At 73.8% G+C, this 26,796-nt stretch carries 23 protein-coding genes; 15 read left to right on the top strand and 8 right to left on the bottom strand.

The window, feature by feature from the left end; translation table 11 throughout:
- Positions 1-663 (bottom strand): ScyD/ScyE family protein (locus VIB11_RS12870; protein ID WP_332031631.1); only part of this gene is annotated, 663 nt, incomplete at its 3' end.
- A gap of 155 nt (positions 664-818) precedes the next feature.
- Between VIB11_RS12870 and VIB11_RS12865 the strand changes: the two genes are divergently transcribed.
- Both VIB11_RS12865 and VIB11_RS12860 read left to right on the top strand, forming a co-directional pair.
- Entirely contained in the window at positions 819-2,411 is a 1,593-nt protein-coding gene (locus VIB11_RS12865; RefSeq protein WP_332031630.1) for a succinic semialdehyde dehydrogenase, read from the top strand.
- On the top strand, positions 2,408-4,099 hold the full coding sequence (locus VIB11_RS12860; protein ID WP_332031629.1) for a GMC family oxidoreductase: 1,692 nt from the start codon (positions 2,408-2,410) through the stop codon (positions 4,097-4,099). The genes VIB11_RS12865 and VIB11_RS12860 overlap by 4 nt, the downstream gene beginning before the upstream one ends.
- Before the next feature lie 66 nt (positions 4,100-4,165).
- On the opposite strand, the gene VIB11_RS12855 is transcribed toward VIB11_RS12860, so the two are convergent.
- The 3 genes from VIB11_RS12855 to VIB11_RS12845 form a co-directional block, all read right to left on the bottom strand.
- On the bottom strand, positions 4,166-4,654 hold the full coding sequence (locus VIB11_RS12855; RefSeq protein ID WP_332031628.1) for an Hsp20/alpha crystallin family protein: 489 nt from the start codon (positions 4,652-4,654) through the stop codon (positions 4,166-4,168).
- 353 nt (positions 4,655-5,007) lie between these two features.
- On the bottom strand, positions 5,008-6,810 hold the full coding sequence (locus VIB11_RS12850; RefSeq protein ID WP_332031627.1) for an ABC transporter ATP-binding protein: 1,803 nt from the start codon (positions 6,808-6,810) through the stop codon (positions 5,008-5,010).
- 19 nt (positions 6,811-6,829) lie between these two features.
- Positions 6,830-8,548: an ABC transporter ATP-binding protein gene (locus VIB11_RS12845; protein ID WP_332031626.1), complete on the bottom strand. Its 1,719-nt coding sequence runs from the start codon at positions 8,546-8,548 to the stop codon at positions 6,830-6,832.
- A 178-nt stretch (positions 8,549-8,726) separates the two neighbouring features.
- Here VIB11_RS12845 and VIB11_RS12840 point away from each other — a divergent pair, with 178 nt between their 5' ends.
- From VIB11_RS12840 to VIB11_RS12795, 10 genes are all read left to right on the top strand, one after another.
- Positions 8,727-9,983, top strand: coding sequence for a YncE family protein (locus tag VIB11_RS12840; protein WP_332031625.1), 1,257 nt, complete (start codon positions 8,727-8,729; stop codon positions 9,981-9,983).
- Positions 9,984-9,987: 4 nt separating this feature from the next.
- Positions 9,988-10,764 (top strand): SURF1 family protein, encoded by a 777-nt coding sequence (locus tag VIB11_RS12835; RefSeq protein ID WP_332031624.1) that lies wholly within the window; start codon positions 9,988-9,990, stop codon positions 10,762-10,764.
- Positions 10,757-11,110, top strand: a complete 354-nt coding sequence (locus VIB11_RS12830) for a DUF3817 domain-containing protein (protein ID WP_332031623.1) — start codon at positions 10,757-10,759, stop codon at positions 11,108-11,110. The genes VIB11_RS12835 and VIB11_RS12830 overlap by 8 nt, the downstream gene beginning before the upstream one ends.
- Before the next feature lie 77 nt (positions 11,111-11,187).
- Positions 11,188-12,771, top strand: coding sequence for a glutamine-hydrolyzing GMP synthase (guaA, locus tag VIB11_RS12825; RefSeq protein WP_332031633.1), 1,584 nt, complete (start codon positions 11,188-11,190; stop codon positions 12,769-12,771).
- Positions 12,772-12,801: 30 nt separating this feature from the next.
- On the top strand, positions 12,802-13,515 hold the full coding sequence (locus VIB11_RS12820) for a lysophospholipid acyltransferase family protein (protein ID WP_332031622.1): 714 nt from the start codon (positions 12,802-12,804) through the stop codon (positions 13,513-13,515).
- Complete coding sequence (locus tag VIB11_RS12815) at positions 13,496-14,272, top strand: hypothetical protein (protein WP_332031621.1); 777 nt, start codon at positions 13,496-13,498, stop codon at positions 14,270-14,272. Before VIB11_RS12820 ends, VIB11_RS12815 begins: the two co-directional genes overlap by 20 nt.
- A 102-nt stretch (positions 14,273-14,374) precedes the next feature.
- Positions 14,375-15,283 carry a hypothetical protein gene (locus tag VIB11_RS12810; protein ID WP_332031620.1) on the top strand — a complete coding sequence of 303 codons (909 nt, stop codon included), beginning with the start codon at positions 14,375-14,377 and terminating at the stop codon, positions 15,281-15,283.
- Positions 15,284-15,395: 112 nt separating this feature from the next.
- Entirely contained in the window at positions 15,396-16,799 is a 1,404-nt protein-coding gene (locus VIB11_RS12805; RefSeq protein WP_332031619.1) for an HNH endonuclease signature motif containing protein, read from the top strand.
- A gap of 149 nt (positions 16,800-16,948) precedes the next feature.
- Complete coding sequence (locus VIB11_RS12800; protein ID WP_332031618.1) at positions 16,949-18,253, top strand: MurT ligase domain-containing protein; 1,305 nt, start codon at positions 16,949-16,951, stop codon at positions 18,251-18,253.
- Positions 18,250-19,086, top strand: a complete 837-nt coding sequence (locus VIB11_RS12795; protein ID WP_332031617.1) for a cobalamin biosynthesis protein CobB — start codon at positions 18,250-18,252, stop codon at positions 19,084-19,086. Before VIB11_RS12800 ends, VIB11_RS12795 begins: the two co-directional genes overlap by 4 nt.
- On the opposite strand, the gene VIB11_RS12790 is transcribed toward VIB11_RS12795, so the two are convergent.
- Together VIB11_RS12790 and VIB11_RS12785 are read right to left on the bottom strand one after the other, a co-directional pair.
- Positions 19,022-20,092, bottom strand: coding sequence for a lysylphosphatidylglycerol synthase transmembrane domain-containing protein (locus tag VIB11_RS12790; protein WP_332031616.1), 1,071 nt, complete (start codon positions 20,090-20,092; stop codon positions 19,022-19,024). The genes VIB11_RS12795 and VIB11_RS12790 overlap by 65 nt on opposite strands.
- Positions 20,093-20,181: 89 nt before the next feature.
- Positions 20,182-21,000 (bottom strand): PIG-L deacetylase family protein, encoded by an 819-nt coding sequence (locus tag VIB11_RS12785; protein WP_332031615.1) that lies wholly within the window; start codon positions 20,998-21,000, stop codon positions 20,182-20,184.
- Positions 21,001-21,035: 35 nt separating this feature from the next.
- Here VIB11_RS12785 and VIB11_RS12780 point away from each other — a divergent pair, with 35 nt between their 5' ends.
- The 3 genes from VIB11_RS12780 to nhaA all read left to right on the top strand — a co-directional run bounded on the left by VIB11_RS12780 (position 21,036) and on the right by nhaA (position 24,813).
- Entirely contained in the window at positions 21,036-22,166 is a 1,131-nt protein-coding gene (locus VIB11_RS12780) for a glycosyltransferase (RefSeq protein ID WP_332031614.1), read from the top strand.
- Entirely contained in the window at positions 22,163-22,900 is a 738-nt protein-coding gene (locus VIB11_RS12775) for an NUDIX hydrolase (protein ID WP_332031613.1), read from the top strand. Before VIB11_RS12780 ends, VIB11_RS12775 begins: the two co-directional genes overlap by 4 nt.
- Before the next feature lie 107 nt (positions 22,901-23,007).
- Positions 23,008-24,813, top strand: coding sequence for a Na+/H+ antiporter NhaA (gene nhaA / locus VIB11_RS12770; protein ID WP_414695827.1), 1,806 nt, complete (start codon positions 23,008-23,010; stop codon positions 24,811-24,813).
- A gap of 11 nt (positions 24,814-24,824) precedes the next feature.
- Here nhaA and VIB11_RS12765 read toward each other — a convergent pair whose 3' ends face one another.
- Both VIB11_RS12765 and VIB11_RS12760 read right to left on the bottom strand, forming a co-directional pair.
- Positions 24,825-25,283 (bottom strand): hypothetical protein, encoded by a 459-nt coding sequence (locus VIB11_RS12765; RefSeq protein WP_332031611.1) that lies wholly within the window; start codon positions 25,281-25,283, stop codon positions 24,825-24,827.
- 5 nt (positions 25,284-25,288) lie between these two features.
- On the bottom strand, positions 25,289-26,674 hold the full coding sequence (locus tag VIB11_RS12760; RefSeq protein ID WP_332031610.1) for a PspC domain-containing protein: 1,386 nt from the start codon (positions 26,672-26,674) through the stop codon (positions 25,289-25,291).
- Positions 26,675-26,796 lie beyond the last annotated feature (122 nt).

Genomic DNA, 26,796 nt, shown 5'->3' with positions numbered 1-26,796 from the left:
CTCGAGCGCGGCGACCGTGCGGAAGCGGCCGTCCTCGTTCACCTTGACGATGGCGTTCCCGCCGGCGTCGGCGACGACGAGGCCCTCACCGGCGCGGGACAGACCCGCGGGGTTGCTGTCGACATCGGTGCCGTCGGGGTTCGCGTCGGCCTCGTACGCGAGGGCGTCGGCGAACACCTTGTGCTCGTCGCTGTCCAGCCGCCCGGTCACGACGGTGGCCAGGTGCTCGCCGGGCTTCCCGAAGCCGTCGCGCACCTCCTCGTCGGCGCCGAGCCCGATCGTGGCGTAGTAGCGGCCGCTGTCGGTCACCACGAGGTCCATCGGGCCGAGCGCCTCCACGTCGTTGGCGATGGAGGGCAGCCCGGTGACGACCCTCTCGTCGGCGCCGCTCGGGTTGACCCAGGTGATCGACCCGCTGAAGCCGAGGCAGGCCTCGACGAGCACCGGGTGCGGGGCGCAGACCCGCTGACCGCCTCGCCCGGACTCGGCGACGAAGACGTCCCCGTCGGGGGAGACGGCAAGGCTCCGCGGGCTGTGCAGACCGGAGGCGACGACTCTCCAGGACGGGTCGGCGGACGACGGTGCGGCGACGGTGAGTGCAAGGGCGACCCCCAGCGACCCTGCGGCTGCGAGCGTGCGCGAGGCACGACGGTGTCGGAACATGAGGACTCCTCTGGGTGGGGTTGGCCACCTCTCAGACTCATCCCGCTGCGGGCGCCGGGGTTCCGGCATCCGTCCTAGTCCGTCGCGGCTGTGTCGGGGGTCTCAGTCCTCCAGCCTCTCTGGGCAAGCACCCGGCCCGCACCTAGGCTCTGCTCATGGCCCCGGACATCCTCGCCGACCCGGAGACGGACCCCACTGCGACGTATGCCGTGGAGCCTGCGCTCGTGCGCCGCCTCACCTCGCGGGTGGTGTGCTCCCCTCGTCCGGAGCACCGGCTCACGCACACCCCCGTGGGTGGTGCGCCCCTGGCCTCGCTCCCGCTGTCCACGCCCGACGACGTGGCCGTCGCCGTGGAAGGGGCCCGTGCCGCGCAGCGGAGCTGGGCCCGCACCCCGATGGACCTGCGCGAGCGGATCCTGCTGCGCTACCACGACCTCGTCCTCGAGCGTCAGGTCGAGCTGCTCGACCTCGTCCAGCTCGAGTCGGGCAAGACCCGTCGACAGGCGTTCGAGGAGGTCGCCGACGTGGCCCTGGTCTCGCGGCACTACGCGCGACGGGCCGCGGGCTACCTGCGCCCGAGACGCCGGGCCGGACTGCTGCCGCTGGCCACGCGGACCGTCGAGCACCACCACCCCAAGGGCGTCGTCGGGGTGGTCTCGCCATGGAACTACCCGCTGACCCTCGCGGTCAGCGACGCACTGCCGGCGCTGATGGCGGGCAACGCCGTGGTGCTGCGCCCGGACCTGCAGTCCTCGCTCACCGCGCTGAAGGCGGTCGCCCTGCTCGTCGAGGCGGGCCTGCCCGAGTCCGTGCTCCAGGTCGTGCTCGGCGACGGGGCCACGGTCGGCCAGGCGGTCGTCGACCACGCCGACTACGTCAGCTACACCGGCTCGACGGCCACGGGCCGGCGGGTGGCCACGTCCGCGGCGGCCCGGCTCGTCGGCTGCAGCCTCGAGCTCGGCGGGAAGAACAGCATGTACGTCGCCGAGGACGCCGACCTCGACCGCGCGGCGGCCCGGGCGGTCGGCGCCTGCTTCTCCAACGCGGGGCAGCTGTGCGTGGCGATGGAGCGGGTGATCGTGCACGAGAGCGTCGCGGACGCCTTCACCGAGTGCTTCGTCGCCGCGGTGCAGGGGATGCGCCTCGGCAGTGACCTCGTCTACGGCTTCGACATGGGGTCGCTGGTGAGCGCCGAGCAGCTGCGGCGGGTCACCGAGCACGTGGAGGACGCCCGAGCCAAGGGAGCCCGGGTCCTGACGGGCGGTCGCGCCCGGCCGGACCTCGGCCCGTTCTTCTACGAGCCGACGGTGCTCACCGGGGTCACCGCGGCGATGGACGTGCGTGACGAGGAGACGTTCGGGCCGGTCGTGTCGGTCTACCGTGTCGCCTCCGACGAGGAGGCCATCCGGCTGGCCAACGACACCGACTACGGGCTCAACGCGGCGGTGTTCACGCGCGACGTCGCGCGCGGGCGACGCATCGCCGCGGCCATCGCGGCCGGCACGGTCAACATCAACGACGGCTACGGCGCTGCCTGGGGGAGCACGGCCGCGCCCATGGGTGGCATGAAGGCGTCCGGCCTCGGCAGGCGGCACGGCGCGGAGGGCATCACCAAGTACACCGAGACCCAGACCGTCGCCGTGCAGCGGCTGGTCCCCCTGTCGCCGTTCGCCGGGATGTCCGACGAGGCCTTCGCGACGGTGTTCACCGGTGTGCTGCGGGCCCTGAAGGCCAGCCGGCGTCCATGACCGACTACGACGTCGTCGTCGTCGGCTCGGGCTTCGGTGGCTCCGTCACCGCGCTGCGGCTGGCCGAGAAGGGCTACCGGGTCCACGTCATCGAGTCTGGCCGCCGCTTCTCCGACGAGGACTTCGCGAGGACCTCGTGGGACCTGCGCCGCTACCTGTGGGCGCCGCGGCTGAAGTGCTTCGGGGTCCAGCGCGTCCACCGGCTGCCGGACGTGATGATCCTCGCCGGGGCCGGCGTCGGCGGCGGGTCGCTGAACTACGCGAACACGCTGTACGTCCCGCCGCGCCCGTTCTTCGAGGACCCGCAGTGGCGTGACATCACCGACTGGCAGTCCGAGCTGGCCCCGCACTACGCGGTCGCCTCGCGGATGCTCGGGGTCGTCACCAACCCGTGCGAGGGGCCGGTCGAGGAGGTCATGCGCCGCACCGCCGAGGACCTCGGCGTCGGCGACACCTTCGCGAAGACCCCGGTCGGGGTCTTCTTCGGCGCGCCCGGCGTGCGCGTTCCCGACCCCTACTTCGGGGGAGCCGGCCCGGCTCGCACGGGGTGCACCGAGTGCGGCAACTGCATGGTCGGGTGCCGGGTCGGGGCCAAGAACACGCTGGTGAAGAACTACCTCGCGCTCGCGGAGGGCCTCGGTGCCACGATCGAGCCACTGCGCACGGTGGTGGACGTGCGTCCCGATGGGGCGGCCTACCGCGTCACGACCGAGGCCACCGGCGCCTGGGTGCGTCGGGACCGGCGCACCGTCACGGCCGGCCAGGTCGTGCTCGCGGCCGGTGCGTGGGGAACGCAGCGGCTGCTCCACACCCTGCGCGACACCGGGGCCCTGCCGGCGCTGTCGGACCGGCTCGGACACCTCACCCGGACGAACTCGGAGGCCATCGGCGGCGCGATGCTGGAGCGGGCGCCCTCCGGTGTCGACCTCACCCGGGGCGTGGCGATCACGTCCTCCTTCCACCCGGACCCGGACACCCACGTCGAGAGCGTGAGGTACGGCAAGGGCTCCAACGCGATGGGGGCCCTCGCGACCATCCTGGTCGACGGAGGGGGCAGGGTCCCGCGGCCACTGCGCTTCCTCGCGCAGGCGGTGCGCCACCCCGTGGTGTTCGCGCGGTCCCTCTCGCAGCGCCGGTGGAGCGAGCGGACCATCATCGGCCTGGTCATGCAGTCCCGCGACAACTCGCTCACCGTGTCGGGCCGGCGGGGCCTCCTCGGCGGTCGCACGCTCACCTCGCGGCAGGGCCACGGCGAACCCAACCCGACGTTCATCCCGGCAGGGCACCGGGCGATGCGAGCCCTCGCCCTCCGGCTGTCCGAGGCCACCGGGCTGCGTGCCTTCCCCGGCGGGTCGCTCGGTGAGGTCCTCGACGTGCCGATGACGGCGCACTTCCTCGGCGGTGCCGTCATCGGGTCCGACCCGGCCACCGGGGTCGTCGACCCGTACCACCGCGTCTGGGGCTACCCCGGCCTCCACGTCGTCGACGGCTCAGCCGTCTCGGCCAACCTCGGGGTCAACCCCTCGCTCACGATCACCGCCCAGGCGGAGCGGGCCATGTCCCTCTGGCCGAACCTTGGCGAGGCCGATCCGCGCCCGGCGCAGGGGGAGGGCTACCGCCGCCTCGACCCGGTGCCGCCCGCGCGCCCGGCGGTGGCGCGGTTCACCCGGCAGGTCGTGAAGAACTGAACCCGCGGGCGTGACACCGGCGCCCGGCCCGGAGACGGGACCGAGCGCCGGTGCCCAGCGGTCGGCTCAGCCGCCGGTCGATCCGGAGACCTGTCCTTCGACGGTGGCGCGCTCGGCGCCCCCGCCCTGCTCGATCTGCTGCTGGCCGCCGCGGCTCTGTACCTCGATCTTGCGTGGCCTGGCCCGCTCGGAGACCGGGATCGTCATCGAGAGGACGCCGTTCTCGTAGTGGGCGTGGATCCTCTCGAGGTCGAGTCCCTCGCCGAGACTGAGCTGGCGCATGTAGCTGCCCGACGCCCGTTCCTGGGCGATCCACTCGGCGTTCTCCTCCCCGCGCAGCGTGCGCTCCGCGCGCACCGTCAGGGTCGTGCCGTCGACGTCGACGTCGATCGACCCCGGGTCGACGCCCGGCAGGTCGATGTTGACGACGTAGTGGTCGCCTGCGCGGTAGAGGTCCATCGGCATCCAGCGTGGCGTGCGGGCCGTCGCAGAACCGCTCATCAGCTGGCTCGCCAGCCGGTCCATCTCGCGGAAGGGGTCAAAGACAACTGCCACTGAAACCACCTCCTGTGCTCGTGCCGGCCGCCACTCGGCGGGCCGGGTGTCGTGGCGTCGGGGTGGGCCCTCGGGCCGCCCCTGCCCCGTCCGCAGACGGGGGCACACCCATATTGTGCAAACACGAGGCGGCGGTGTGAAGTCCCGAGGGGGCGTCTCTCACAGGGGGATCGGGGCCGCCCCAGACGGCGGCTCCGCCAGCCCCCTGACCGGCGGGCGCCACCGTCTGGGTTGGGTGCGGCTGGAGACGAGCCGGGGGTGGTATCTCCAGCCGCACCACCCAGACAACGACGGCAGGTGGCGGTGGTTACGCATGTCGAACCATCGATTTTCCAGGCGACGAGCCACGGCGGCTACCGGGCCGCCCCCGCCGCCCCGGAGGCCCTCTCGTGCCCTTCGTCGCGCCACGACCGCCACAGCGCGGCATACGGGCCGTCCGCGGCGATGAGCTCGTCGTGGGCGCCGATCTCGCTGATCAGGCCGTCCTCGACGACGGCCACCCGGTCGGCGTCGTGCGCCGTGTGCAGGCGGTGGGCGATCGCGACCACGGTGCGGCCCTGGACCACGGCGGCCAGGGACCGCTCGAGGTGCCGCGCCGCCCTCGGGTCGAGCAGCGAGGTCGCCTCGTCGAGCACGAGGGTGTGCGGGTCCGCCAGCACCAGACGGGCCAGCGCGACCTGCTGGGACTGCGCCTCGCTCAGCGCGTGGCCGCCGCTACCCACGACGGTGGCGAGGCCGTCGGGCAGGGCCAGGGCCCACTCCGCGGCGTCGACCGCGGCCAGTGCCTGCAGCAGCTGGGCGTGGTCTGCCCCGGGCCGGGCGAGCAGCAGGTTGTCGGCGAGGGTCCCCACGAACACGTGGTGCTCCTGGGTCACCAGCGCGACCTGGCGGCGCAGGTCGTCGAGCTCGAGGTCGACCAGCGGCACGCCCCCGACGGCGACGGTGCCCTCCCGTGGGCCGTCGATCCCGGCCATGAGCCGCCCGAGCGTGGACTTCCCCGCGCCCGAGGGCCCGACGATCGCGAGGCGTTCGCCCGGGCGCAGGTCCAGGCTGACGCCGTGCAGCACGTCGTGGCCGCTGCGGTAGGAGTAGCGCACCCCGTCGACGTCGAGCCGGTCGCCGGTGGGTCGGCCGCCGGTGGCCTCGCGGTCGGGCGGCACCTCGCCGACGCCGATGACTCGCGCCAGCGACGTCGCACCCACCTGGATCTCGTCGAGCCACATGAGCAGGTCGTCGAGCGGGGCCACCATCTGGTGGATGTAGAGCGTCACGGCGGTGGCCGCGCCGGCGGTGATGTGGCCGTTCATGGCGAGGTAGCCGCCCCAGAGGACCGACCCGGCGACCGGCAGGAAGTGGCCGAACTCCACGTACGGGAACCAGCGCAGTCGCAGCCCCAGGGTGTACTGCTCCGCGTCGTAGCAGTCGCGCAGCGCGTCGAGGAACCGGCGCCGGCGGACCGGGCCGAGGGAGAGGGCGTCGATGGTGCGGGCGCCGTCGACCGTCTCCGAGACGACCCCGTTGAGGCTGGCGTACGTCGCGCGCTCCCACAGGTAGCCGTTGCCGGCGTACCGCAGGTAGCGCCGGGTCGTCAGCCAGTACAGCGGCAGCGCCAGCAGCATCGGCAGCACCGCCAGCGGCGCGGTGGCCGCCGCGGCGACACCCGTCATCACGACGGTCACCGCCGCGACGAAGATCGACGGGACCCCGAACCGCACGACGTGGGAGAGGGCCTCGACGTCGTTGGTGGTGCGGGCCACCAGGTCGCCGGTGCCGGCCCGCTCCACGGTCGACAGCGGCAGGTTCACGGCTCGCCCGACGAACTGCTCGCGCAGCTGGGCGAAGACGGTCTCGCCGAGGACGAACGACGAGCGCCGTGCAGCCCAGGTCAACCCGGTCTGCAGCAGCACCGCGCCGGCCAGCAGCAGCGCGATCCGGTCCACCTCGGCGAGGGCGCCCGCCCCGCCCCCGCCGCTCACCGTGTCGACGAGGCGTCCGACGAGCCACGGCCCCGCCAGGGCGGCGAGCGCGGCGAGGGCGTGCAGCCCGAGCACCAGCGCCAGGTACCGGCGGTGCTCCGCAGCCAGCCCACGGGCATGCCGCACGACCGCGGCCATGTCGGCGATCGGCAGCGTTCGCCGGGCGTGGTCCGTCCTCATCGTCCCGACCGTCGCCATGTCAGTCCGCCTCCCCTCGGATCACGACGTCCCGGTATGCCGGGTGGCCGGCCAGCAGGTCATGGTGGGCTCCGACGGCGGCGACCGCGCCGTCCTCGACGAGGACGACCTCGTCGGCCGCCCCGAGCAGGAGCGGGCTGGCGGTGGTGACCACCGTGGTGCGCCCGCGACGGGCGTGGGCCAGCCGTGCCGCGATGCGTGCCTCGGTGTGCGCGTCGACCGCGCTGGTCGGCTCGACGAGCACGAGCACCTCGGGGTCCGCGAGCAGGGCGCGGGTCAGCGCGAGGCGCTGCCGCTGGCCGCCGGAGTAGGACCGCCCACGCTCCTCGACCAGCCCGTCGAGACCCTCGGGCAGCGCGTCGAGGACGTCAAGGGCACTCGCGACGTGCAGCGCCTGGTGGACCGTGGCGTCCGAGTCGGCCGGCCGGCCGGCCAGCAGCTGGTCCCGGAGGGTCCCCGTGAAGAGCCGCGGGTCGGCCTCGCTGACGACGACGCGCTCGCGGACCTCGCGCAGCGAGAGCTCCGCCAGGGGATGTCCGCCCCAGGTCGTGTCGTGCGGGCCGGGCCCGAACCGCCCCAGGCGGTCGGCGATGGCCGCGGTGTCCTCCGGGCGGGCGGACACCAGCGCCGTGAGCCGGCCGGCCCGCACCGTCACCCCCGAGGCCGGGTCGTGCAGGTCGCCCGAGGGGGTCGGCATCGCGACGCGGCCGGGGGATCCAGGGGACTGGTCCGGCTCGACAGCCAGGATCCCCAGCACCTTCCGTGCGCCGATGTGAGCCCGGATCAGCCGGTCGACGAACTCGGTGACGGTGCGAAGCGGCATGGTGAGGAACGCGGCATACCCGTAGAACGCCACGAGCTGCCCCGCGCTGATCCGGCCGTCCACCGCGAACCGCGCGCCCACCCAGGTGACGAGGACGACGAAGACGCCCGGCAGCAGGACCTGCGCCGAGTCGAGCGCCGCCTGCACCCCGGCCACGCGGACCCCGACGGCGCGAACCCGCTGGGACTGGTCTGCGTAACGGGCCAGGAACGTCTGCTCGCCGCCGATGCCGCGCAGCACCCGCAGGCCGGCGACGGTGTCCGCGCCGAGGGTGGTGAGCCGCCCCGTCTGCTCGCGCTGTTCCGCCTGGCGGCGCTGGAGCGGGCGGACGACGAAGGAGAGCAGGGCGAGCAGGACCGGGCCGCCGAGCAGGACGAGCCAGCCGAGCGGTGGCGAGGCCGAGAGCAGGATCGCCCCGACGACGACGTAGCTGACGATGGCCCCGGTGAAGCGGGCCATGACGTCGAACAGGCCGCCGATGCGCATGACGTCGTTGGCGAAGACCGCGATGACCTCTCCCGACGGGATGGTGCGGGTGAGGGCCGGGCCGGCCTCCTCGATGCCGCGAGCGGTGAGCTGGGCGCTGCGGTAGGAGGCGTAGAGCCAGTTGTGGACCGCGAGGAAGTGGCGGGCGGCACCGGCTGCCGCGGCCACTGCGCCCAGCCCCAGCAGCGCCAGGGACCAGCGGACCAGGCCGGCGGTGTCACCGGCGACGATGCCCTCGTCGATGCCCCGCCCCACGGCGGCCGGCACGAGCGCGAGCGCGAGCATCCACACCATCCCGAGGAGGAGGCCGAGCAGCTGGGTGCGCCACTGCCGCGCCGCGGTCCAGAGCAGGAAGCGGAGCGGGGTCCGCGTGTCGGGGCGGCCCGGATCCGGGAACGGGATGGTCTGCATGAGGCTCACCACGGTAGGTGGCGGGCGTCGCCCGGCGACACCGGTTTTCCGGCCGCCCGGTGTGGCAGCGACGCTGCGACGTGGTGGCGGCCTACCGTGACGTGAGCGTGGGTCCGCCGGGGGATGTCCGCCGAGCCCGGGCCCGCGTCCTCACGCAGTCGAGGGAAGGTGCGAAGCGGTGATCGTCCGTCGCGAGCCGAAGTACGTGCGTCGACGCCGTATCGCCCTCCTCGTGGTCCTGGCCTTCCTGGCGCTGACGGTGCTGGGGGTCTCGCGACTGGTGGGCGCGCTCGCCGGTGGGGACGCCGCTGCGGCGCCGGCACCACCGACGGCCACGGCGCGGCCGACGCCGACCACTGCCGCCATCCCCGTCCCGGCCCGCAGCCCGTCGGAGGCGCAGGGTGCGCCCGGCCCCTCCGCCGAGACCGCGCTCGTGAGGGTCCAGCGGCTGACCGGTGACCTCGCGCCGAAGTCGGTCGTCGCCTCGGCGCAGGGCCTCGTCTTCGCGCAGAACATGATGTACAAGCACACGGTCAGCGCCTTCCGCGCGGACGGCGCGCTGCTGCGCACCATCCCCGACGCGGTGCGGCTGGCGGACTTCGGCATCGCCGGGCACCCCGGCACCTCCAGGGGCGCACCCGTCGAGATGGCGTTCAGCCCGGACGGCAGGCATGCCTGGGTGTCGAACTACGCCATGTACGGCAAGGGTTTCGGCCCCGAGGGGCTGGACACCTGCACCGCCGGCGACGGCACGGAGACGAGCTTCGTCTACCGGGTCGACACCGCGACGTTCGCCATCGAGCGGGTCGTGGCGGTCGGTGCCGTCCCCAAGTACGTCGCGGTCACGCCCGACGGTGCGCGGGTCCTCGTGACCAACTGGTGCTCGGCCGACCTCTCCGTCATCGACACGGCCAGCGCGAAGGAGGTCGCACGGATCCCGCTGCGCGGCAGCCACCCCCGCGGCATCGCCGTCTCGCCCGACAGCCGGACCGCCTACATCGCCCTCATGGGCTCGGACCGCGTCGTCCGCGTGGACCTCGGCTCCAGGTCGGTCTCCGACTACGCCCGCACCGGCGACGGGCCGCGGCACATCGTGCTCTCCCACGACGGCAGGCACCTCTTCGTGACCAACAACGGCGACGGCACCGTGAGCAAGCTCGACCGCGCCACCGGCCGGGTCGTGAAGTGGGTCCGCACCGGCAAGGAGCCCCGCTCGCTGGCGATCTCGGCCGACGGCGGGGCGGTCTACTCGGTCAACTACGAGTCGTCCACCGTCACGAAGCTGCGCACCTCGGACCTGGCGACGGTCGACGAGGTTCCCACCGAGCACCACCCGATCGGCATCACGTACGAGCCGACCCGCAAGGCCGTCTGGGTCGCCTGCTACGGCGGGAGCATCCTCGTCTTCGACGACTCGAGGCGTCCCGTAGCCTGAGCGGGTGCTGCGTACTGCCCTCAAGCCACGCTGGCTGGGCCTGTTCGTGGTCCTGGTCCTGGTCCTGGTGTCGTTCTTCTGGCTCGGGCTGTGGCAGCTCGACGTCGCCCGCGACAAGGGCCGCGAGGAGGTGGCCGCCGCAGCCTCCCGGGAACCCGTCGTGCCGATCGCCGCGGCCATCGGGCCGCACGCGCCATTCCCCTCCGGCGGCGCCGGTCGCCGGGTGACGGCCACCGGCAGGTATGCCGCTGACGGCCAGTTCCTCGTCGCGCCGCGGCGCCTCGACGGCCGGGACGGCTCGTGGGTCGTGACTCCGCTGGTGGTCGAGTCCACCGGGGCGACGCTGGCCGTGGTCCGCGGGTTCGTCCCCGCGTCGGCCGCGGCTCCCGCCCCGCCGGCGGGCCTGGTCACCGTGACGGCGTCGCTGGCTCCGGGGGAGTCCCCCTCCGAGGCGCCCGCCGAGGAGCAGGCGCCGGGCGGTGCGCCGGTACGGGGCTCGATCGACCTCGCCGTGCTCGTCAACGAGTGGCAGGGGGACCTGTACAACGCGTTCGGCTTCGCGGTGGAGGAGCGGACGGCCGGCGCCGGCTCCTCGCCGCTGCCGGCCGAGGGCCTGGCGCGGGTGCCGCCCCCGGTGATCGGCGAGACGGGGCTGTCGTGGCGCAACGCGGCATACGCCCTGCAGTGGTGGATCTTCGCCGCGTTCGCGGCGTACATGTGGTTCAGGATGGTGCGCGACGACCACCAGCTGGACCTGCAACGAGAGGAGTCCCATGTCTGAGCAGGTCCGTCCTGCACCGGCGCCCGAGAAGGTCCGCCGCTCGCTCGCCTTCTACAAGGTGATGTCGATCATCGCCGGAACGGCCGTGCTGATCCTGGTGGTGGTGATGGTCATCCGCTACGGCTTCGGCAACGAGGGGCCGTCGAAGGCGTGGAGCCCGATCCACGGCTGGCTCTACATGGTCTACGCGGCGTCGGTGATCAACCTCGGGTTCCTGCTCCGCTGGCCGCTCGGGCGGATGGTGCTCACCATGCTCGCAGGAGCCCTGCCGGTCGTGCCGTGGTATCTCGAGCGGCGGGTGGTGCGTGAGGTCGAGGGCTCGCTCGCCGGTAGCCTTGAGCCGTGACCGACGCCGCAGCCAGTGACGTGACCCAGGCCCCCGACGACGACCGCGTCGAGGCCTCCGAGGGCGACCGCGTGGAGGTGACCGCGATCGAGCTCCAGGCGCGGCCCGTCCTCGTCGTCGACTTCGGCGCGCAGTACGCCCAGCTCATCGCCCGGCGCGTGCGTGAGGCCAACGTCTACAGCGAGGTCGTTCCGCACTCGATGAGCGCAGCCGACATGCTGGCCAAGGACCCCGCCGCGATCGTGCTCTCGGGCGGGCCGTCCTCGGTCTACGAGGAGGGCGCCCCGGGTCTCGACCCCGAGCTGCTGCAGGCCGGGGTTCCGGTGTTCGGCATGTGCTACGGGTTCCAGGCGATGGTCCAGGCCCTCGGCGGTGTCGTCGCCCGGACCGGCCTCGGCGAGTACGGCGCGACCCCCGCCCAGGTCAGCGACACCTCGTCGGTCCTCTTCAACGGCCAGCCCGACGAGCAGTCGGTGTGGATGAGCCACGGCGACTCGGTGACCGAGGCGCCCGACGGCATGCGCGTGACCGCCTCGACGGCCGGCGCCCCCGTGGCGGCCTTCGAGGACGACGAGCGCAGGCTGTACGGCGTGCAGTGGCACCCGGAGGTCATGCACTCGACCTTCGGCCAGCGGGTGCTCGAGAACTTCCTCTGGCGGGGTGCCGGCATCGAGGCTGACTGGACCGCCGCCAACGTCGTCGACGAGCTGGTCGGCACGATCCGCGACCAGGTGGGTGAGTCGCGCGTGCTGTGCGCCCTCTCCGGGGGCGTCGACTCCTCCGTCGCGGCGGCCCTCGTCCAGAAGGCCGTCGGCGACCAGCTGACGTGCGTCTTCGTCGACCACGGGCTGCTGCGGGCCGGCGAGGCCGAGCAGGTCGAGAAGGACTTCGTGGCCGCGACCGGTGTCGACCTCGTCGTCGTCGACGCGCGCGAGCGGTTCCTCACCGCGCTCGCCGGGGTCTCCGACCCCGAGGAGAAGCGCAAGATCATCGGGCGCGAGTTCATCCGCGTCTTCGAGCAGGCCGCGCGCGACGTCGTCGGCTCCCACGCCGGGGCCGACGACCACCCGGTGGAGTTCCTCGTGCAGGGCACGCTCTACCCCGACGTCGTGGAGTCCGGGGGTGGCACCGGCGCGGCCAACATCAAGTCGCACCACAACGTCGGCGGGCTGCCCGACGACCTGCAGTTCAAGCTCGTCGAGCCGCTGCGGGCGCTGTTCAAGGACGAGGTCCGCCAGGTGGGGCTCGAGCTGGGCGTGCCGGAGGCGATCGTGTGGCGCCAGCCCTTCCCGGGCCCCGGCCTGGGCATCCGCATCGTCGGTGAGGTGACCGCGGAGCGGCTCGAGGTGCTGCGGGCCGCCGACGCGATCGCGCGCGAGGAGCTCACCACCGCCGGGCTCGACCGTGACATCTGGCAGTGCCCCGTGGTGCTGCTGGCCGACGTCCGCTCGGTCGGGGTGCAGGGTGACGGCCGGACCTACGGCCATCCGGTCGTGCTGCGGCCGGTGTCGTCCGAGGACGCCATGACCGCGGACTGGACCCGCGTGCCCTACGACGTGCTGGCCAAGATCTCGACGCGCATCACCAACGAGGTGCGTGAGGTCAACCGCGTCGTCCTCGACGTGACCAGCAAGCCGCCGGGGACCATCGAGTGGGAGTGAGCAGATCGGCCTCCGGGTGGAGGTGACGTCGTGAGCAGGGGAACCCTCAGCAGGGGCGTGCTCCGGCACGTCCTCATCGGCCCGCCGGTGAGGCTCGCCACCCGGATGACGGTCCAGGGGCGCGAGCACGTGCCTGCCACCGGGCCGCTGATCGTCGCCTCCAACCACCTGTCCTTCGTGGACTCGATCGTGATCCCGCTCGCGTGCCGGCGGCAGGTGCACTTCCTCGGCAAGGCGGAGTACTTCCAGGGGACCGGACTGCGCGGCGCGGCGGTCCGCTGGTTCCACTCGACGGGCGGCACCATCCCGGTCGACCGGAGCGACCCTCGGGCCGCGGCCCGGTCGCTCGAGCTCGGCGAGGAGGTGCTGCGCCGCGGGGAGGCGTTCGGCGTCTACCCCGAGGGCACGCGCTCGCCCGACGGCCGGCTGCACCGGGGCCGCACCGGAGTGGCCCGCATGGCGCTGAGCACCGGAGCCACGCTGGTCCCCTGCGCCGTGGTCGGCACGGACCGGGTCCAGCCGCCGGGCTCCAACAGCTTCCGCCCGGCGAAGGTGACGGTGCGGTTCGGCGCGCCCATCGACGTCGACGCCCTCTCGCGCCGCTACCAGAAGGCGGCACTGCTGCGGGCCGTCACCGACGAGCTGATGGAGGCGATCGGCGCCATGAGCGGGCAGGAGCGGTCCGGGCGCTACGCCAGCGACGTCAAGGCGGAGCTCGCCGCTCGTGAGCCCAGCGGCGCCTGACCCCGACACCCCGCCCGACGCCCAGCCCGACCCGCGGGCGGTCCGTGCGGCCGCCGCCAACGTGGCCTGGTGCGAGACGGTGTGCCGCGTGCACGGCACACCTGGGTCCCTCGCCCGGGGGATGTGGCTGGCCGGTGGCCAGCCACCGACGTACTACCCGGACGTCGTGACGCTGCGACCCGGCACGGACGCGGCCGAGGTGGCTCGAGCCGTGCCCCACAGGGACCGGGCCTCGGTCAAGGACAGCTTCGGCGACGTCGAGCTGGGCGGTCTCGGCTTCGAGGTGCTGTTCGAGGCCGAGTGGATCTGGCTCGAGGCTGGGTCGCCGACCGCCCCGACCGCGCCGACCGGGGTGTCGACGCCGACGACGCCGACCGGGGTGTCGGGAGCGGCGGTCACGGGCCCCACGTGGGCCGAGGTCGCCGACGCGGCGGCGCTGGGGGAGTGGGCCGCGGGCAGCGGGCAGTCCGGCACGTTCCTTCCCGCGCTCCTGTCGGACCCGGCAGTGCGGTTCCTCACCGCGCACGCCCACGGCGAGGTGGTGGGGCGGGCGGCGCTGTGCCTCGGGGCGGGTGCGGTCGGCGTGAGCAATGTCTGGTCCGGTGGGCCCGGGGTGTGGGCGACGCTCGGCGACGAGGTCGCCAGGCTGTTTCCCGGGCACCCGATGGCCGGCTACGAGCAGGGCGCCGACCTCGCCGAGGCGGTGGCGACGGGATTCGCGCCGGTCGGCCCCCTGCGCGTGTGGGTGCGCTGCTGACCGGTGCGCTGCTGGCTGGTTCGCGGCTGACGGGTTCGCCGCTGGCCGGTTCGAGGCTGACCGGTTCGCCGCTGGCCGGTTCGCCGACTACCCTCGATGCGCGTGCGCCACACCCTCTGGATGACCGTCGTCGCCGTGATGCTGTGTGCCTGCGGGGGAGGCGCCCCGGCGACCCGTGCGGCGGCTCCGTCGTCGCCATCGTCGAGCGTGACGCCGACGCCCACGCCGAGCACGACGACCCGCACCGCGGCGCCGAAGCCCAAGCCCAAGCCGAAGACCACCGCCACCACCAAGGCCCCAGCCCCCGCGCCGAAGCCCAAGCCGAAGCCACGCCCGGTCGGGCTGGTGGGTGACACCCGCAACGCGCTGGCGTTCGCGCCGCTGGGCAACCCGGGGGCGGTGACGGTCGAGGGGTCGGTGCCGAGCTCCCGCGCCTGGTCGACCTCGAAGGTGCTCGTCGTGGCAGCCTTCCTCGACACCGTGGTCGACGGTGACCCGAGCCGGCTGACCTCGGAGCAGCGCACGCAGATCACCCGGGCCCTGACCGAGTCGCACATGGAGTCCGTGCTCGCCCTGCGGGACCAGATCCCCGGCAGCCCGGGGGCAGCGATCACTGCGGTCCTGCGGTCGGTGGGGGACACCTCGACGGTGGCGCCCGACCGCTCGCAGGGCTCGATGCAGTGGACGATCCGCCAGCAGGTGAAGTTCATGGCGGCGCTGTACGGAGGCCGCGTCGTCTCGCGGGCCGCGAGTGCCCACATCCTGAAGGCCATGCGGCCCATCCCGGAGCACCGGTGGGGCCTCGGGAGCATCGGGGCGGGCCCGTTCAAGGGCGGCTGGCTGCGCGGCGACACGGAGACCCGGCAGATGGGCATCGTGGGCGGGTATGCCGTGGCGATCATCACTGCCGGCGTCGGGCCGGCCGTCGTGCAGACCGATGGGGACGCCGCCCACGTGCAGCAGATGAACTACCTGGCGAGTGTGCTGAAGCGGCGTCTGGCGGCGCAGTAGGCCCGGGCCGGTGGTGCGCCGGTGGTGCGCCGGTAGTGCGCTGGTGGTGCCCCGGTGGTGCCCTGTGGATGACGCCACGGCGTTGTCGGCCCAACCGCCTATGATCGAACACATGTTCGATCGACTCGCGGAGGCGCTGCGCCTGGTGCAGGAGGAGTTCGAGGCCTCCCGCACCGGTCCGACCTCGCTGTCGGACGCCGAGCTGGCCGAGCGGGTCGAGGCGTCTCAGCGGGTCGTCAACGCCGCGTCCGCCGTGCAGGTCCAGCGGATGGCGCAGTACGCCGCACGCGAGGACGTGCGCCACGAGGACGGTACGCTCGGGCAGCAGGACAGGCCGCTCGGGCACGTCAGCGAGTTCGCCTCGGGCGTCGTCGGGCCTGCGCTCGGGCTCTCGCCCGCCGCCGCCGACACCAAGGTCGGAGTCGCGGCGCGACTGGCCTCGGTCATGGCTCCCACGCTGCGTGTCATGGCGGCCGGCGAGCTGGACGAGTGGCGGGCGACCGTCCTCACCCGTGAGCTCCTCGATGCCGGTCCCGACACCATCGCCGCGGTCCAGGACGTCGTCCTGCCCGGTGCTGGTGGCCGCACGGCCGCGCAGATCAGGGTGCACGCGCGCCGGGCCCTGTCACGCCTGGAGCCGGAGGCGCTGGTCGAGCGGGTGCGCCGGTCACGCGAGGAGCGAGGGCTGTGGCGGCGCCCCGGCGAACCCGGCGTCAGCGAGTGGCTCGCGGTCCTGCCGAACGAGACGTCGGCCGCGTGCTGGGCGGCGGTCGACGAGCTGGCTCGCCGGTACCGCGCCGACGGCGACGCCCGGACGCTCGACCAGGCTCGAGCGGACGCCATGGCCGACCTGGTGCTGGGCAACGCGACGGTGCGCACGACCGTGACCTTCGCGCTGCCCGCCGTGCCTGCCATGGCGTCGGCGCAGACTGCTCTCGGCCGGTCCGTCGCGGGGGCCACCGCGGCTGCTGGCGGCGCCGCTGGTGTCGCCCCTGCCGCTGGCCCCGTCACGGCTCCTGCCGACGGCGCCGCCGGGCTGTACGACGTGTCCGGTCTCCCACTGCCGGTGGACACGCTGCCGGTGGTGGAGGTGCCCGGCGTCGGCGAGGTGCCCGGTGAGGTCGTCCGCCAGATCGCCGGTGCGTTCGGCACCCGCGCCCTGCTCGCCCTCTGCGACTGGCAGTCGGGGACCCTCGCGTCCGAGACCTGCGAGGCCTACCGGCCGCCACCCTGGCTCGAGCGCCTGGTCAAGTCTCGCGACGGCACCTGCCGGTTCTTCGGCTGCACCGTCGCGGCCTCCCGGTGCGATGTCGACCACGTGGTGTCCCACCCGCGCGGCCCGACGGATGTGGCCAACCTGATGTGCCTGTGCCGGCACCACCACCGCCTCAAGCAGCAGGACCGCTGGCGCGTGTCCATGACACCGGACGGCGTGGTCACCTGGACCACCCCGGTCGGCGACCAGTTCACCACCTGGCCCGTCGACCACCTCGGGGTCCGCGACCTGGCCTCCTGACCCGGCGTCGTGACCCGGCGTCGTGACCCGGCGTCCTGACCTGGCGTCCTGACCCGGGCTGCCCTCTCGGCCCCTCGGCTTCTCGTCTGCGCAGGCGGCAGGCGGCAGGCGGCGCAGGCGAGGCGTGTGCCACGCACTAGGGTTGGTCCGTGCTGAGGACGACAGCGGCCGTGGTCGCAGGCAAGGCGGCCCGGGCCGCGTCGAGGCTCCGGGGCGGCGGGTCGGCCCTGCCCGGCCTGGTGGCCGAGCGGATGGACCCCGGTTTCCTGACCCACGCGCTGGCACACGTCCCGCGCGGCATCGTCGTCGTGAGCGGCACCAACGGGAAGACCACCACGACCAAGATGCTGGTCGCGATCCTGCGGGCCCACGGCCTCGACGTGTTCACCAACCCCACCGGCAGCAACTTCACCCGTGGCGTCATCTCCTCGATGCTGGGCGAGCTCCCCGTGAACGGCCGACTGCAGGCGGACATGGCCGTTCTCGAGCTCGACGAGGCCCACGCCCTCAAGTTCGCGGACGCGGTCAGGCCCACGCACTCGCTGCTGCTCAACGTCGCCCGCGACCAGCTCGACCGCTTCGCCGAGATCGACCACACCGCTCAGCTGCTGGCGTCCCTGGCGGAGCAGACGACGGACGGCGTCGTCCTCAACATCGACGACTCGTTCATCTCGCGCATCCGCGACCGCGTCGGTGACCGGGTCGCGGTGCGCTACTTCGGCGTGGACTCCTCGATCGCCGACCGGCTGCCCGAGCTGCAGGAGCAGGACGTGCGGTTCGACGACGACTTCACGCCACCGCGACCGGGTCCGGAGGACGGGCTGCTCAAGCCGAGCGACGAGCGGGAGTTCGAGGTCCTGTTCGGCGACGGCCCCCACGTCGGCCCGCTGCAGCTCCAGCAGCGAGGCCTGGCGGCCATGATCAACGCGACCGCAGCCACGACGGCCGCACGGGCGCTGCTCGGCGCCGACTTCGACCCCGAGCGGGCGGCCGCCGCGCTGCGCTCGGTCACCCCACCGTTCGGGCGGGGCGAGGTCGTGCAGGTCGACGGCCAGCCGCTCGAGCTGGTGCTGGTGAAGAACCCGGCAGGCTTCACAGTGGCGCTCGGCACCTACGGCAGCACGCCGGTCAGCACCATGATCGCCATCAACGACAACTACGCCGACGGTCGCGACGTGTCCTGGCTGTACGACGTGTCCTTCGACAGCCTGCGCGAGCGCGGCGTCGCGATGACGAGCGGGGTCCGGGCCTACGACATGGCGCTGCGCCTGGAGTACGACGACGTGCCGGTCGACGCGATCGAGCCCGAGCTCGACACCGCCCTCGACGCCTTCCTGGCCGCGCACCCCGACGAGCCCAAGCGGATCTTCTGCACCTACACGGCGATGATGGGCCTGCGCCGCACCCTCGCGGCGCGCTACGACCTGCCCGACATCGGCGAGGAGGCATCATGACCGAGCAGCCCGCGGTGCACAGCCCCTTCAACGCCCGGCCCGCCCACACCGACGTCCCCATCCCGGGCGAGCCCGAGGGCTCGGCGCGGGTGCCCAGCGCCGAGAACGCCGGCAAGGGCGTCATCAACCTGGTCCACCTCTACCCGCGCGAGATGAGCATCTACGGCGACCTCGGCAACACCCGCTGCCTGGCCGCCCGGATCCGCCGGCACGGCTACAGCCCCGTGGTGCACCAGCACCACCCGGGCGGCGAGTTCCCCGCGGAGCCGCACCTCATCGTCGGGGGCGGCGGCCAGGACTCCGGTCAGGTGCGCGTCGAGGACGACCTCGAGCGCATCGCGGACCAGCTGCGCGACCTCGCGGAGACCGGCACCCCGATGCTGATGATCTGCGGCATGTACCAGCTCTTCGGCAACGCGTTCATCACGGTCGAGGGCAGGCGCCTGCCCGGGCTCGGCATCCTCGACGTGACGACGCAGGGCAACGCCAAGCGGATGATCGGTCCCGTCGTCCTCGAGACCGAGTTCGGGGAGGTCGTCGGCTACGAGAACCACTCGGGCTCGACCACGCTGGGTGCGGGCCAGTCCGCGTTCGGGAAGGTCCGCTCCGGGTTCGGCAACAACGGCACCGACCAGACCGAGGGCGCCCGCGTCCACAACGTCGTCGGGTCCTACCTCCACGGCCCGATCCTGCCGGCCAACCCGGCCCTCGCGGACGCGCTCATCGGCTGGGCGGCCGAGCGCGCCACCGGGCGTCCGTTCGAGCCCGTCAGCCAGGACGACGCGGTGGCAGACCAGGCTCGGATGCGGCAGGTCCGCCGCCTCGCCAGCTAGGGCCCTCCCCGCCCGAGCCTGCGTCGTCCACCGGCAGGCTCTTCGGGCTGAGCGTCCAGGCCACCCAGCCCAGCGCGCCGAGCGGCACCTCCATCAGGTGCGTGTAGACCGAGAACAGGACGACCCCGGCCGTGGCCTCGGCGGGGTTCGCACCCCACGCCACCAGCGCAGCCGCCGTGGCGGTCTCGGTCACGCCGAGGCCGCCGGGCGTGACGCCCACCGCGGTGAGGAGGCGTCCGATCGCGTAGGCGGCGAAGACCTGCCCGTAGAACATCTCCACGCCGGTGATCCGCAGGCAGAGCACGAACAGCACGAAGTAGATGCCGAAGAAGCCGGCCAGGCCCAGCGTCATCTGCAGCCACCCGGTGCGCACGACGTCGTTGATCCGGGCGCGCAGGTCGATGACCAGGGCGCGCACGCTCATGGTGCTCGACTCCCTGCGGCGGCGGGTCAGCGGCCGCAGGAGCCGGTCGATCGTCCGGCCGATCGCCAGGGCCGCCCGCTCCGAGACGAGGATGGCGACGAAGGCGGCCAGCAGGCCCAGGCCGCTGATGCTGGCGGCCACGGCGGCGTCCCGCAGCGCTGGCGGCACGTTCTCGGCCCCCCACGTCAGGCCGAGGATGGCCACGACGGGCAGCGCCACCCGGGCCAGCACGTTCCACACGCCGGTGACGATCGCCATCGTCGAGATGTCGCGCCGCGAGAACCCCCAGGTCCGGCAGATCGAGTACGTCGCGGCCAGGCCGGCCGCGCCACCGCCGGGGAGCAGGTTGCCGATCGAGGAGCCGCAGACGTTGACGATCAGCGCCTGGTAGTGCCGCAGCCCGCGCAGGGACGCCGTGAGCGTGAACGTGTAGCAGTACAGCCCGACCACCACCAGGCCCAGCAGCCCGGCCGCGGTCGTGAACGGCACGCTCGCCAGGACCTCGAACACCTCGGACCAGCTCGTCTTGGCGAAGTGCGGCAACCCCCAGATGAGCAGGCCCGCGGCCAGGGCAAGGCCCACCCCGACCTGCGCCGCGCGTCGCAGACGGGGCGGTCGGCGCCGCGGGACGGCAGGCCCCGTCCCGTCCTGGATCCCGCCCCCCGGCTGAGTCACGAGAGCCCTTCGAAGATGTCCCGCAGCACGGGAGACCCGGGCCGCCTGGTCGGGTCGATGAACCACTCCCGGCCGAAGACCAGGTCGTACAGCGGGCGCGGAATGCGCAGGAAGGCTGCGAGGGTGCGGTCCGCGCCACCGTCGGCGCTGGCCTGCGAGGCGTGGGCGCGCATGGAGGCGCGCTTCGCGGCGGCATACCGGCGCACGCCGACCCGGTGGGTGATCTCGGCGCGGGGGCTGAACGCGCGCTCGAAGGAGGTGGGGTCGAACTCGGGTGGGAACCGGTAGAGGCGGCCGACCAGCCTGATGGCCCGGCAGATCGTGTCGCGCGGCACGGTCGCCTCCAGCAGCCGGGGGGTCCTCGCCAGCCGGGCGGCCAGTGCGCCGACCTCGTGCACGCGCACGTGGTCGGGGTGGCCGTAGCCGCCGTTGCGGTCGTAGGTGAGCAGCACGTCGGCCGTCTCCTCCCGCAAGATGGCCGCCAGCCGCTCGGCCGCCTCCTCGACGGTGGCGCGCACGAAGGGCGTCGAGCCCCCGACGGGCTCTGCGGTTCCGTCGAGCCCGCTGTCGGAGTACCCCAGGTGCTCCACCCTCGCCACCCCGAGCGCGCCGGCGCTCTCGCGCAGCTCCGCCAGTCGTCGCTGCGCGAGGCGGCCGTCCCCGGCATACGCCCGGGAGGCCAGGCCCTGGGCACCGTCCGTGGCCACGACGAGCACGACGCGGTGCCCCTCCGCCGCGGCGCGTGCCATCGTCCCGGCGGTGAGCAGGGCCTCGTCGTCGGGGTGGGCGTGGAACGCGAGCAGCGTGTGGGTCATCACAGGCCATCCTGTCGCATGGCAGGCTCTAGCCTGTGAAGGTTGCGCTGCTGTCGGACTGCTACTTGCCCCGGTTGGGTGGGATCGAGGTGCAGGTCCACGACCTCGCGGCGCAGCTGGGCGCCCACGGGCACGAGGTCGAGGTGTTCACCGCCACCCCCGGGAGCCACGGTGAGCGGCACGGCTTCGTCGAGCAGGTCGACGGGACCAGCGTGCACCGGATGGCCCTGCGGCTGCCGTGGGAGCTGCCGGTCAACCCGCTGGCGCCACCGGAGGTCCGACGCCGTCTGGCCGCTGGAAGGTTCGACGTCGCGCACGTCCACATGGGGGTCGTCAGCCCCTTCGCCACCGACATGGCCGACGTCGCCCTCGGCCTGGGCCTGCCGACGGCGATCACCTGGCACTGCCTGATCGAGCGGTCGCAGCTCGCCTTCCGGCTGACCGGCCACGCCCGCCGCTGGGCCCGGCGCGGTGCCGCGCTGAGCGCGGTCTCCGGGGTCGCCGCAGCCTCGGTGGGGGGCATCGTGGGCCGTGGCGCGGAGGTCGAGGTCCTTCCCAACGGCATCGACGTGGGGCAGTGGGCGCCGCCCACCCCCCACGAGCACCCGGAGGGTGCTCCGGTGCGGGTCGTCGCCGCCATGCGGCTCGCGGCGCGCAAGCGCCCGGTCGCGGTGCTGGAGGTCGCCGCCCGGGCCCGCGAGCTGCTGCCCCCGCAGGTGCACTTCACCCTCGACCTCATGGGTGAAGGGCCCGAGCGCCGCCGTCTCGAGCGCTTCGCCGCCACCCACCACATGGAGTCCTGGGTCCGGCTGCCCGGCCGGGTCACCCGCGACGAGCTGCGCGAGCGCTACTGGGCGTCCGACCTGTACCTCACCCCGGCGCGGCTCGAGGCGTTCGGGATCGCTGCCCTCGAGGCCCGCACCGCCGGGCTTCCCGTGCTCGCGCGGGTGGGCACCGGTGTCACCGAGTTCGTCGAGGACGGCGTCGACGGCCTGCTCGCGAAGGACGACGACGCGCTCGCTGCGGCCCTCGCGCGCCTTGTCGCCGACGACACCCTGCGCGGCCAGCTGGCCAAGCACGCCGCCACGAGCCCGCCGAGGCAGTCCTGGCCCGAGGTCGTCGCGATGGCCGAGGCGGAGTACGCCCGCGCGAGGTCGATGCGGTGAGCACCCCACAGACCCCGCCGCCCGCCCGCCCCCACCAGGCCGACCTGCACGTCGCCGGTGTGGATGCCAGCGGGGAGCGCGTCGTCGTCTTCCGGCTCGCCCACGGTGTCGACCCGGTCCGGGCCCTGCGAGGCCTCGGCTGGGTCTCGGAGGGGGTGCGCGACATCGACACCGTCACCGACCGGGGTCACGAGCTCACCCTCGTGTATGCCGTGCGGCCGGCCGCCGCGGGCGACGCGCCGGCCGCGGAGGTCGCCGTGCCCACCGACCCCAGCCTCGTCCGCGCGCCAGGCGAGGACGTGCACCCGTACCAGCGCGCGGCGGCATACGGCCTGGTGCACAGTGACCGCGGCGTGCTGCTCACCCAGCTCTCGGAGACGACGAACGCGGCGGGCCGCTGGACCCTCCCCGGCGGGGGGATCGACGCCGGCGAGTCGCCGTTGCAGGCCCTGCACCGGGAGGTGTGGGAGGAGAGCGGCCAGGACATCGAGGACGCCGAGGTGCTCGACATCCACACCCAGCACTGGATCGGCCGGGCCCCGAGCGGGCGGCTCGAGGACTTCCACGCCGTGCGCATCGTCTTCACGGCCCTCTGCCCGCGTCCCACCGACCCGGTGGTCTACGACGTCGGCGGCTCCACCGCCGCGGTGCGCTGGGTCGACCCGGCCGACCTGGGGCGGTACCGCATCACCCGCTCGTTCGCGCCGCATCTCGAGGCCTGGCTGAGGCCCTGACCCCGAGCCGCCCGGTCACTACCATTTCCCGGGTGAGAGCGAGGGCCGCGCGCGCCGGCTCACCGGCGCGCCAGACCGAGGCCAGGCGCCGCGCCCTGCTCGGCCAGCTGTCCGGGCCGCTGCGGGCGTTTCTGGGCACCGAGGCGGCCAGCGCCGGGATGCTCCTGGCCGCCACCGCCATCGCGCTGGTGTGGGCCAACTCGCCGCTGTCGGAGTCCTACACCAGCCTCTGGCACACCCCGCTCTCGGTGCAGGTCGGCAGCGCGGAGCTGGCGATGGACCTCGGCCACTGGGTCAACGACGGGCTCATGGCGCTCTTCTTCTTCGTCATCGGGCTCGAGGTGCGCCGCGAGCTCTCGATCGGCGAGCTCACCCAACGGCGCCGGGTGGTGGTGCCGCTCGTGGGCGGAGTGCTGGGGATGGTCGTGCCCGCGCTGCTCTACCTCGCGCTCAACCCTGCCGGCGAGGCCGCCCGCGGCTGGGGCGTCGTGATCGGCACGGACACGGCGTTCCTCCTCGGCGCGCTCGCGCTCGTCGGGCCCGCCTGTCCCACCCAGCTGCGGGTCTTCCTCCTCACGCTGACGGTGATCGACGACATCGTGGCGGTCACCGTCATCGGAGTCGCCTACTCGGACGCGCTGCAGCCGGTGTGGCTCGCGGCGGCGGCCGGTTGCCTGGTGCTGATGTGGCTCCTGGGCCGGTGGGGCGTCTGGCGCGGGGCGGCCTACGTCCTGGTCGCCCTCGCGCTCTGGCTCGCCACGCTCGAGTCCGGGCTCCACCCGGCCATCGCCGGCATGACGGCCGGGCTGCTCATGGCGGCGCGGACCCCGGAGCGCCACGAGGTGGAGGGAGCTGCGTCGCTGGCCCGCGCGTTCCGGCAGTCGCCGCGGGCCGATGTCGGTCGCAGCGCCCAGCTCGGCTTCCAGCGGGCGATCTCGGTCAACGAGCGGATGCTCATGGTGCTGCACCCGTGGACGAGCTTCGCGGTCGTCCCGGTCTTCGCCCTCGCCAACGCAGGGGTCGACCTGCGCGGCGGGATGCTCGGCGAGGCGCTGCGCTCGCCGCTCACCTGGGGTGTGGTCGTCGGCCTGGTGCTCGGCAAGCTCGTGGGCGTCGGCCTCGGGTCCCTGTTGGCCGTGCGGCTCGGCCTGGGCCGGCTCCCGCAGGGCGTCGGGGAGGGGCAGGTGCTCGGCGGGGCCGCCCTCTCGGGCATCGGGTTCACCGTCTCGCTGCTCATCGTCGGCCTCGCCTTCGAGAGCGAGCGCCAGCAGGACGCCGCCACCGTGGGGGTGCTCCTGGCTGCCTGCGCCGCGGTGCTCCTCGGTTGGCTCGTCTTCTGGGCCGCGGCCCGGTTCCGCGGCGAGCGCACCGCCGGCCTGCCGATGCTGCTCTCCGAACCGGTCGACCCGGCCCGCGACCACATCCGCGGGCGCGTGGAGGCGCCCCTGACCCTGGTCGAGTACGGCGACTTCGAGTGCCCCTTCTGCGGCCGGGCCACCGGGGTCGTGCGGGAGCTGCGGGAGCGGTTCGGCGTCGAGCTGCGCTACGTCTTCCGCCACCTCCCGCTGGCCGACGTCCACCCGTGCGCCGAGCTCGCAGCCTGCGCGACCGAGGCCGCGGACGCCCAGGGCAGGTTCTGGGAGATGCACGACGTCCTCTTCCGCCACCAGTCCCAGCTCAGGCCTGAGGACCTCCTCGGGTATGCCGCGGACCTCGGCCTCGACGTGGAGGCCTTCGCCCGGGCGCTGGACGACGAGTCCGTGGCCCGGCGGGTGCGCGAGGACGTCGCCAGCGCCGAGGCCAGCGGCGCCCGTGGCACCCCCACGTTCTTCGTGCAGGGGATCAGGCACACCGCGCCGCACGACACCGAGACGCTGGCCCGCGCCCTGGAGGGGGCGCGGACCAGCGTGTGAGGCTGCCGTGCTCAGTGGCGGCGCCGGGAGGCCACGAGCCCGAGGGTTCCGAGGACCACCAGGACGGCGCCGGCGAGGACGATGCCCAGCGGTCCGACGTTGCCCCAGTCGATGCTGATACCGGCCACCTCCTGGGCGAACACCAGGCCGGCGACGGCCAGGCACACGATGCCGAGGATGACCGTGGAGAGGTACGGACCCTTGACGGGGCCGGGCTCCGGTTCGGCCGGCCGATCCTGCGGGGGACCCGGCCTCGGCTCGGTCGCGACCGGGGTGTCGCTGATGCGGCTCCCCGTGCTCGTGGGGCGGTCGGTCGGTGCGTGGGCAGCCGGGACCTGGGCAGTCGGGACCTGGGTCGTCGGGACCTGGGTCGTCGGCGCCCCGCCCGTGGCGTCGGCGGAGGTCGCGGGACTGGGCAGCTCGCGGGTGGGCTGGCTGCGCTCGTCGCGCTCCGGGGTGCTGTTGCTCATCTGGGTCACTCCTTGCCGATGATGATCTGGCCGAGACCGACACGGGCGTGGACGACCACGTCAGTGGGTCCGGTGCCGATGACCTCGGTGCTGCTGAGGTTGCGCCCGCCCTGCCCGTTCTGGGTCCACTGGTTGTTCTCGTCGAGGCCCCAGCCGCCGGCCTCGGTGATCTCGCCGACGTTGACGTCGCTGCGGACCTCCACCGTCAGGTCGTCGGGCACGAGGATGCGCAGCTCGCCGACGCCGACGCGGGCGTCGATCCGGCCAGGGGTGGTCGGGCTCGTCGGGTAGGACCCGAGGTGCAGGTTGGCCGAGCCCACTCCCAGCTCGAAGCTCTCCGAGGTCTGGGAGCCGGTCGGGCGCCACTCGCGGTCACCGATCCCGCCGCCGATGTTCACCGACGGGACGATGGAGGCGAACCACGTCGTGACCGCCAGGAGGACGGCGAGGAAGCCGGTCAGGCCCGAACGGAAGCCGGCCAGCCCCATGCCCACGACGCTGAGGGCGACCACGCCGAGGGCGACGGCCAGGCTGGTGACGTGCTGGTCGCCGGACCAGCCGAGCTCCGCGTGCCCCCAGGCCGTCAGGCCGTAGGCGGCCAGCCCGAGGCCGGACACGATGACGGCGGCGAGGAAGCCGGCGCTGCGGTGGCGCGGCCGCGGCGGTGCCGGCGGGCGGGGCGGCTGGTACGGCTGGTACGGAGCCACGGGTGGACCGGAGGGGCCGCCCGGCCCGGAGGGACCGGCCGTCATGCCCGGGGGCACCGGCCCGGAGGGCGCCTGGCCGGGCGGCAGCGCAGCGGCGGTGCCGCGGGGTGCGATCGGGGCGGCGGGCGCCGGCCCGGCAGGCGGGGCGCCGGGAGCGCCCGGTGCCGGCGCCGCGGCATACGGGGCCGCGGCATACGGCGGGGTCTGGCCGCTCGGGACGACCGCCTGACCGGGCTCCCGGTTGCGGGTGACCAGCCACACGACGAGGCCGACGGGGATGGCGACCCACCACAGCCACCAGATGCCCCAGCCGCCGCCGTCGACGAGGCCCGAGCCGCCGACCAGGGAGAGGACGACGAGGGCGAGCAGGAGGATGCCGCCGACGTCGCCGCCGCGCACGGCCTTCTCCGCGACGATCTCCTCCTGGGTGTTGGGGAGGAACGCCCACGCGATGAGGTAGAGCGTCACGCCGATCCCCCCGAGGAGGATGAGGACGATGAGCCCGGCCCGGATCACCAGGGGGTCCACGCCGAGCCGGTGGGCGATGCCGGAGCACACGCCCGCGAGCCACTTGTCCTCGGTGTCGCGGCGGACGTCGATGGAGCGCAGCCAGCCGAAGAAGCGGTCGAGTCCGCTCAGGTGCTGCGGTGGGGAGCCAGCGGTCTGGCCAGGGTTCTGCGTCATGGCACTCATGCTTCCTTCGAGGAGCCTTCCCTCACCATGAGGGTCACCCCTGACGCGACCCTGAAGTAGGGCACTACGCCCCTGAATGCACTCGTGGTCGCCCCGCGGGTGGGACAAGATGT

Source organism: Pedococcus sp., assembly GCF_036554925.1.
In the GTDB taxonomy this organism is placed as follows: Bacteria; Actinomycetota; Actinomycetes; order Actinomycetales; family Dermatophilaceae; genus Pedococcus_A.
The sequence above is the reverse complement of the archived record's forward strand: the minus strand, read 5'-3'. Positions and strand labels throughout refer to the sequence as shown.

What these genes read in the sequence shown, in the direction of transcription:
- VIB11_RS12845 (WP_332031626.1), bottom strand. Translation starts at nt 8,548, where the DNA reads ATGCAGACCATCCCGTTCCCGGATCCGGGCCGCCCCGACACGCGGACC.
- VIB11_RS12860 (WP_332031629.1), top strand. Translation starts at nt 2,408, where the DNA reads ATGACCGACTACGACGTCGTCGTCGTCGGCTCGGGCTTCGGTGGCTCC.
- VIB11_RS12785 (WP_332031615.1), bottom strand. Translation starts at nt 21,000, where the DNA reads ATGACCCACACGCTGCTCGCGTTCCACGCCCACCCCGACGACGAGGCC.
- VIB11_RS12765 (WP_332031611.1), bottom strand. Translation starts at nt 25,283, where the DNA reads ATGAGCAACAGCACCCCGGAGCGCGACGAGCGCAGCCAGCCCACCCGC.
- VIB11_RS12805 (WP_332031619.1), top strand. Translation starts at nt 15,396, where the DNA reads ATGTTCGATCGACTCGCGGAGGCGCTGCGCCTGGTGCAGGAGGAGTTC.
- VIB11_RS12760 (WP_332031610.1), bottom strand. Translation starts at nt 26,674, where the DNA reads ATGACGCAGAACCCTGGCCAGACCGCTGGCTCCCCACCGCAGCACCTG.
- VIB11_RS12830 (WP_332031623.1), top strand. Translation starts at nt 10,757, where the DNA reads ATGTCTGAGCAGGTCCGTCCTGCACCGGCGCCCGAGAAGGTCCGCCGC.
- VIB11_RS12795 (WP_332031617.1), top strand. Translation starts at nt 18,250, where the DNA reads ATGACCGAGCAGCCCGCGGTGCACAGCCCCTTCAACGCCCGGCCCGCC.
- VIB11_RS12865 (WP_332031630.1), top strand. Translation starts at nt 819, where the DNA reads ATGGCCCCGGACATCCTCGCCGACCCGGAGACGGACCCCACTGCGACG.
- VIB11_RS12850 (WP_332031627.1), bottom strand. Translation starts at nt 6,810, where the DNA reads ATGAGGACGGACCACGCCCGGCGAACGCTGCCGATCGCCGACATGGCC.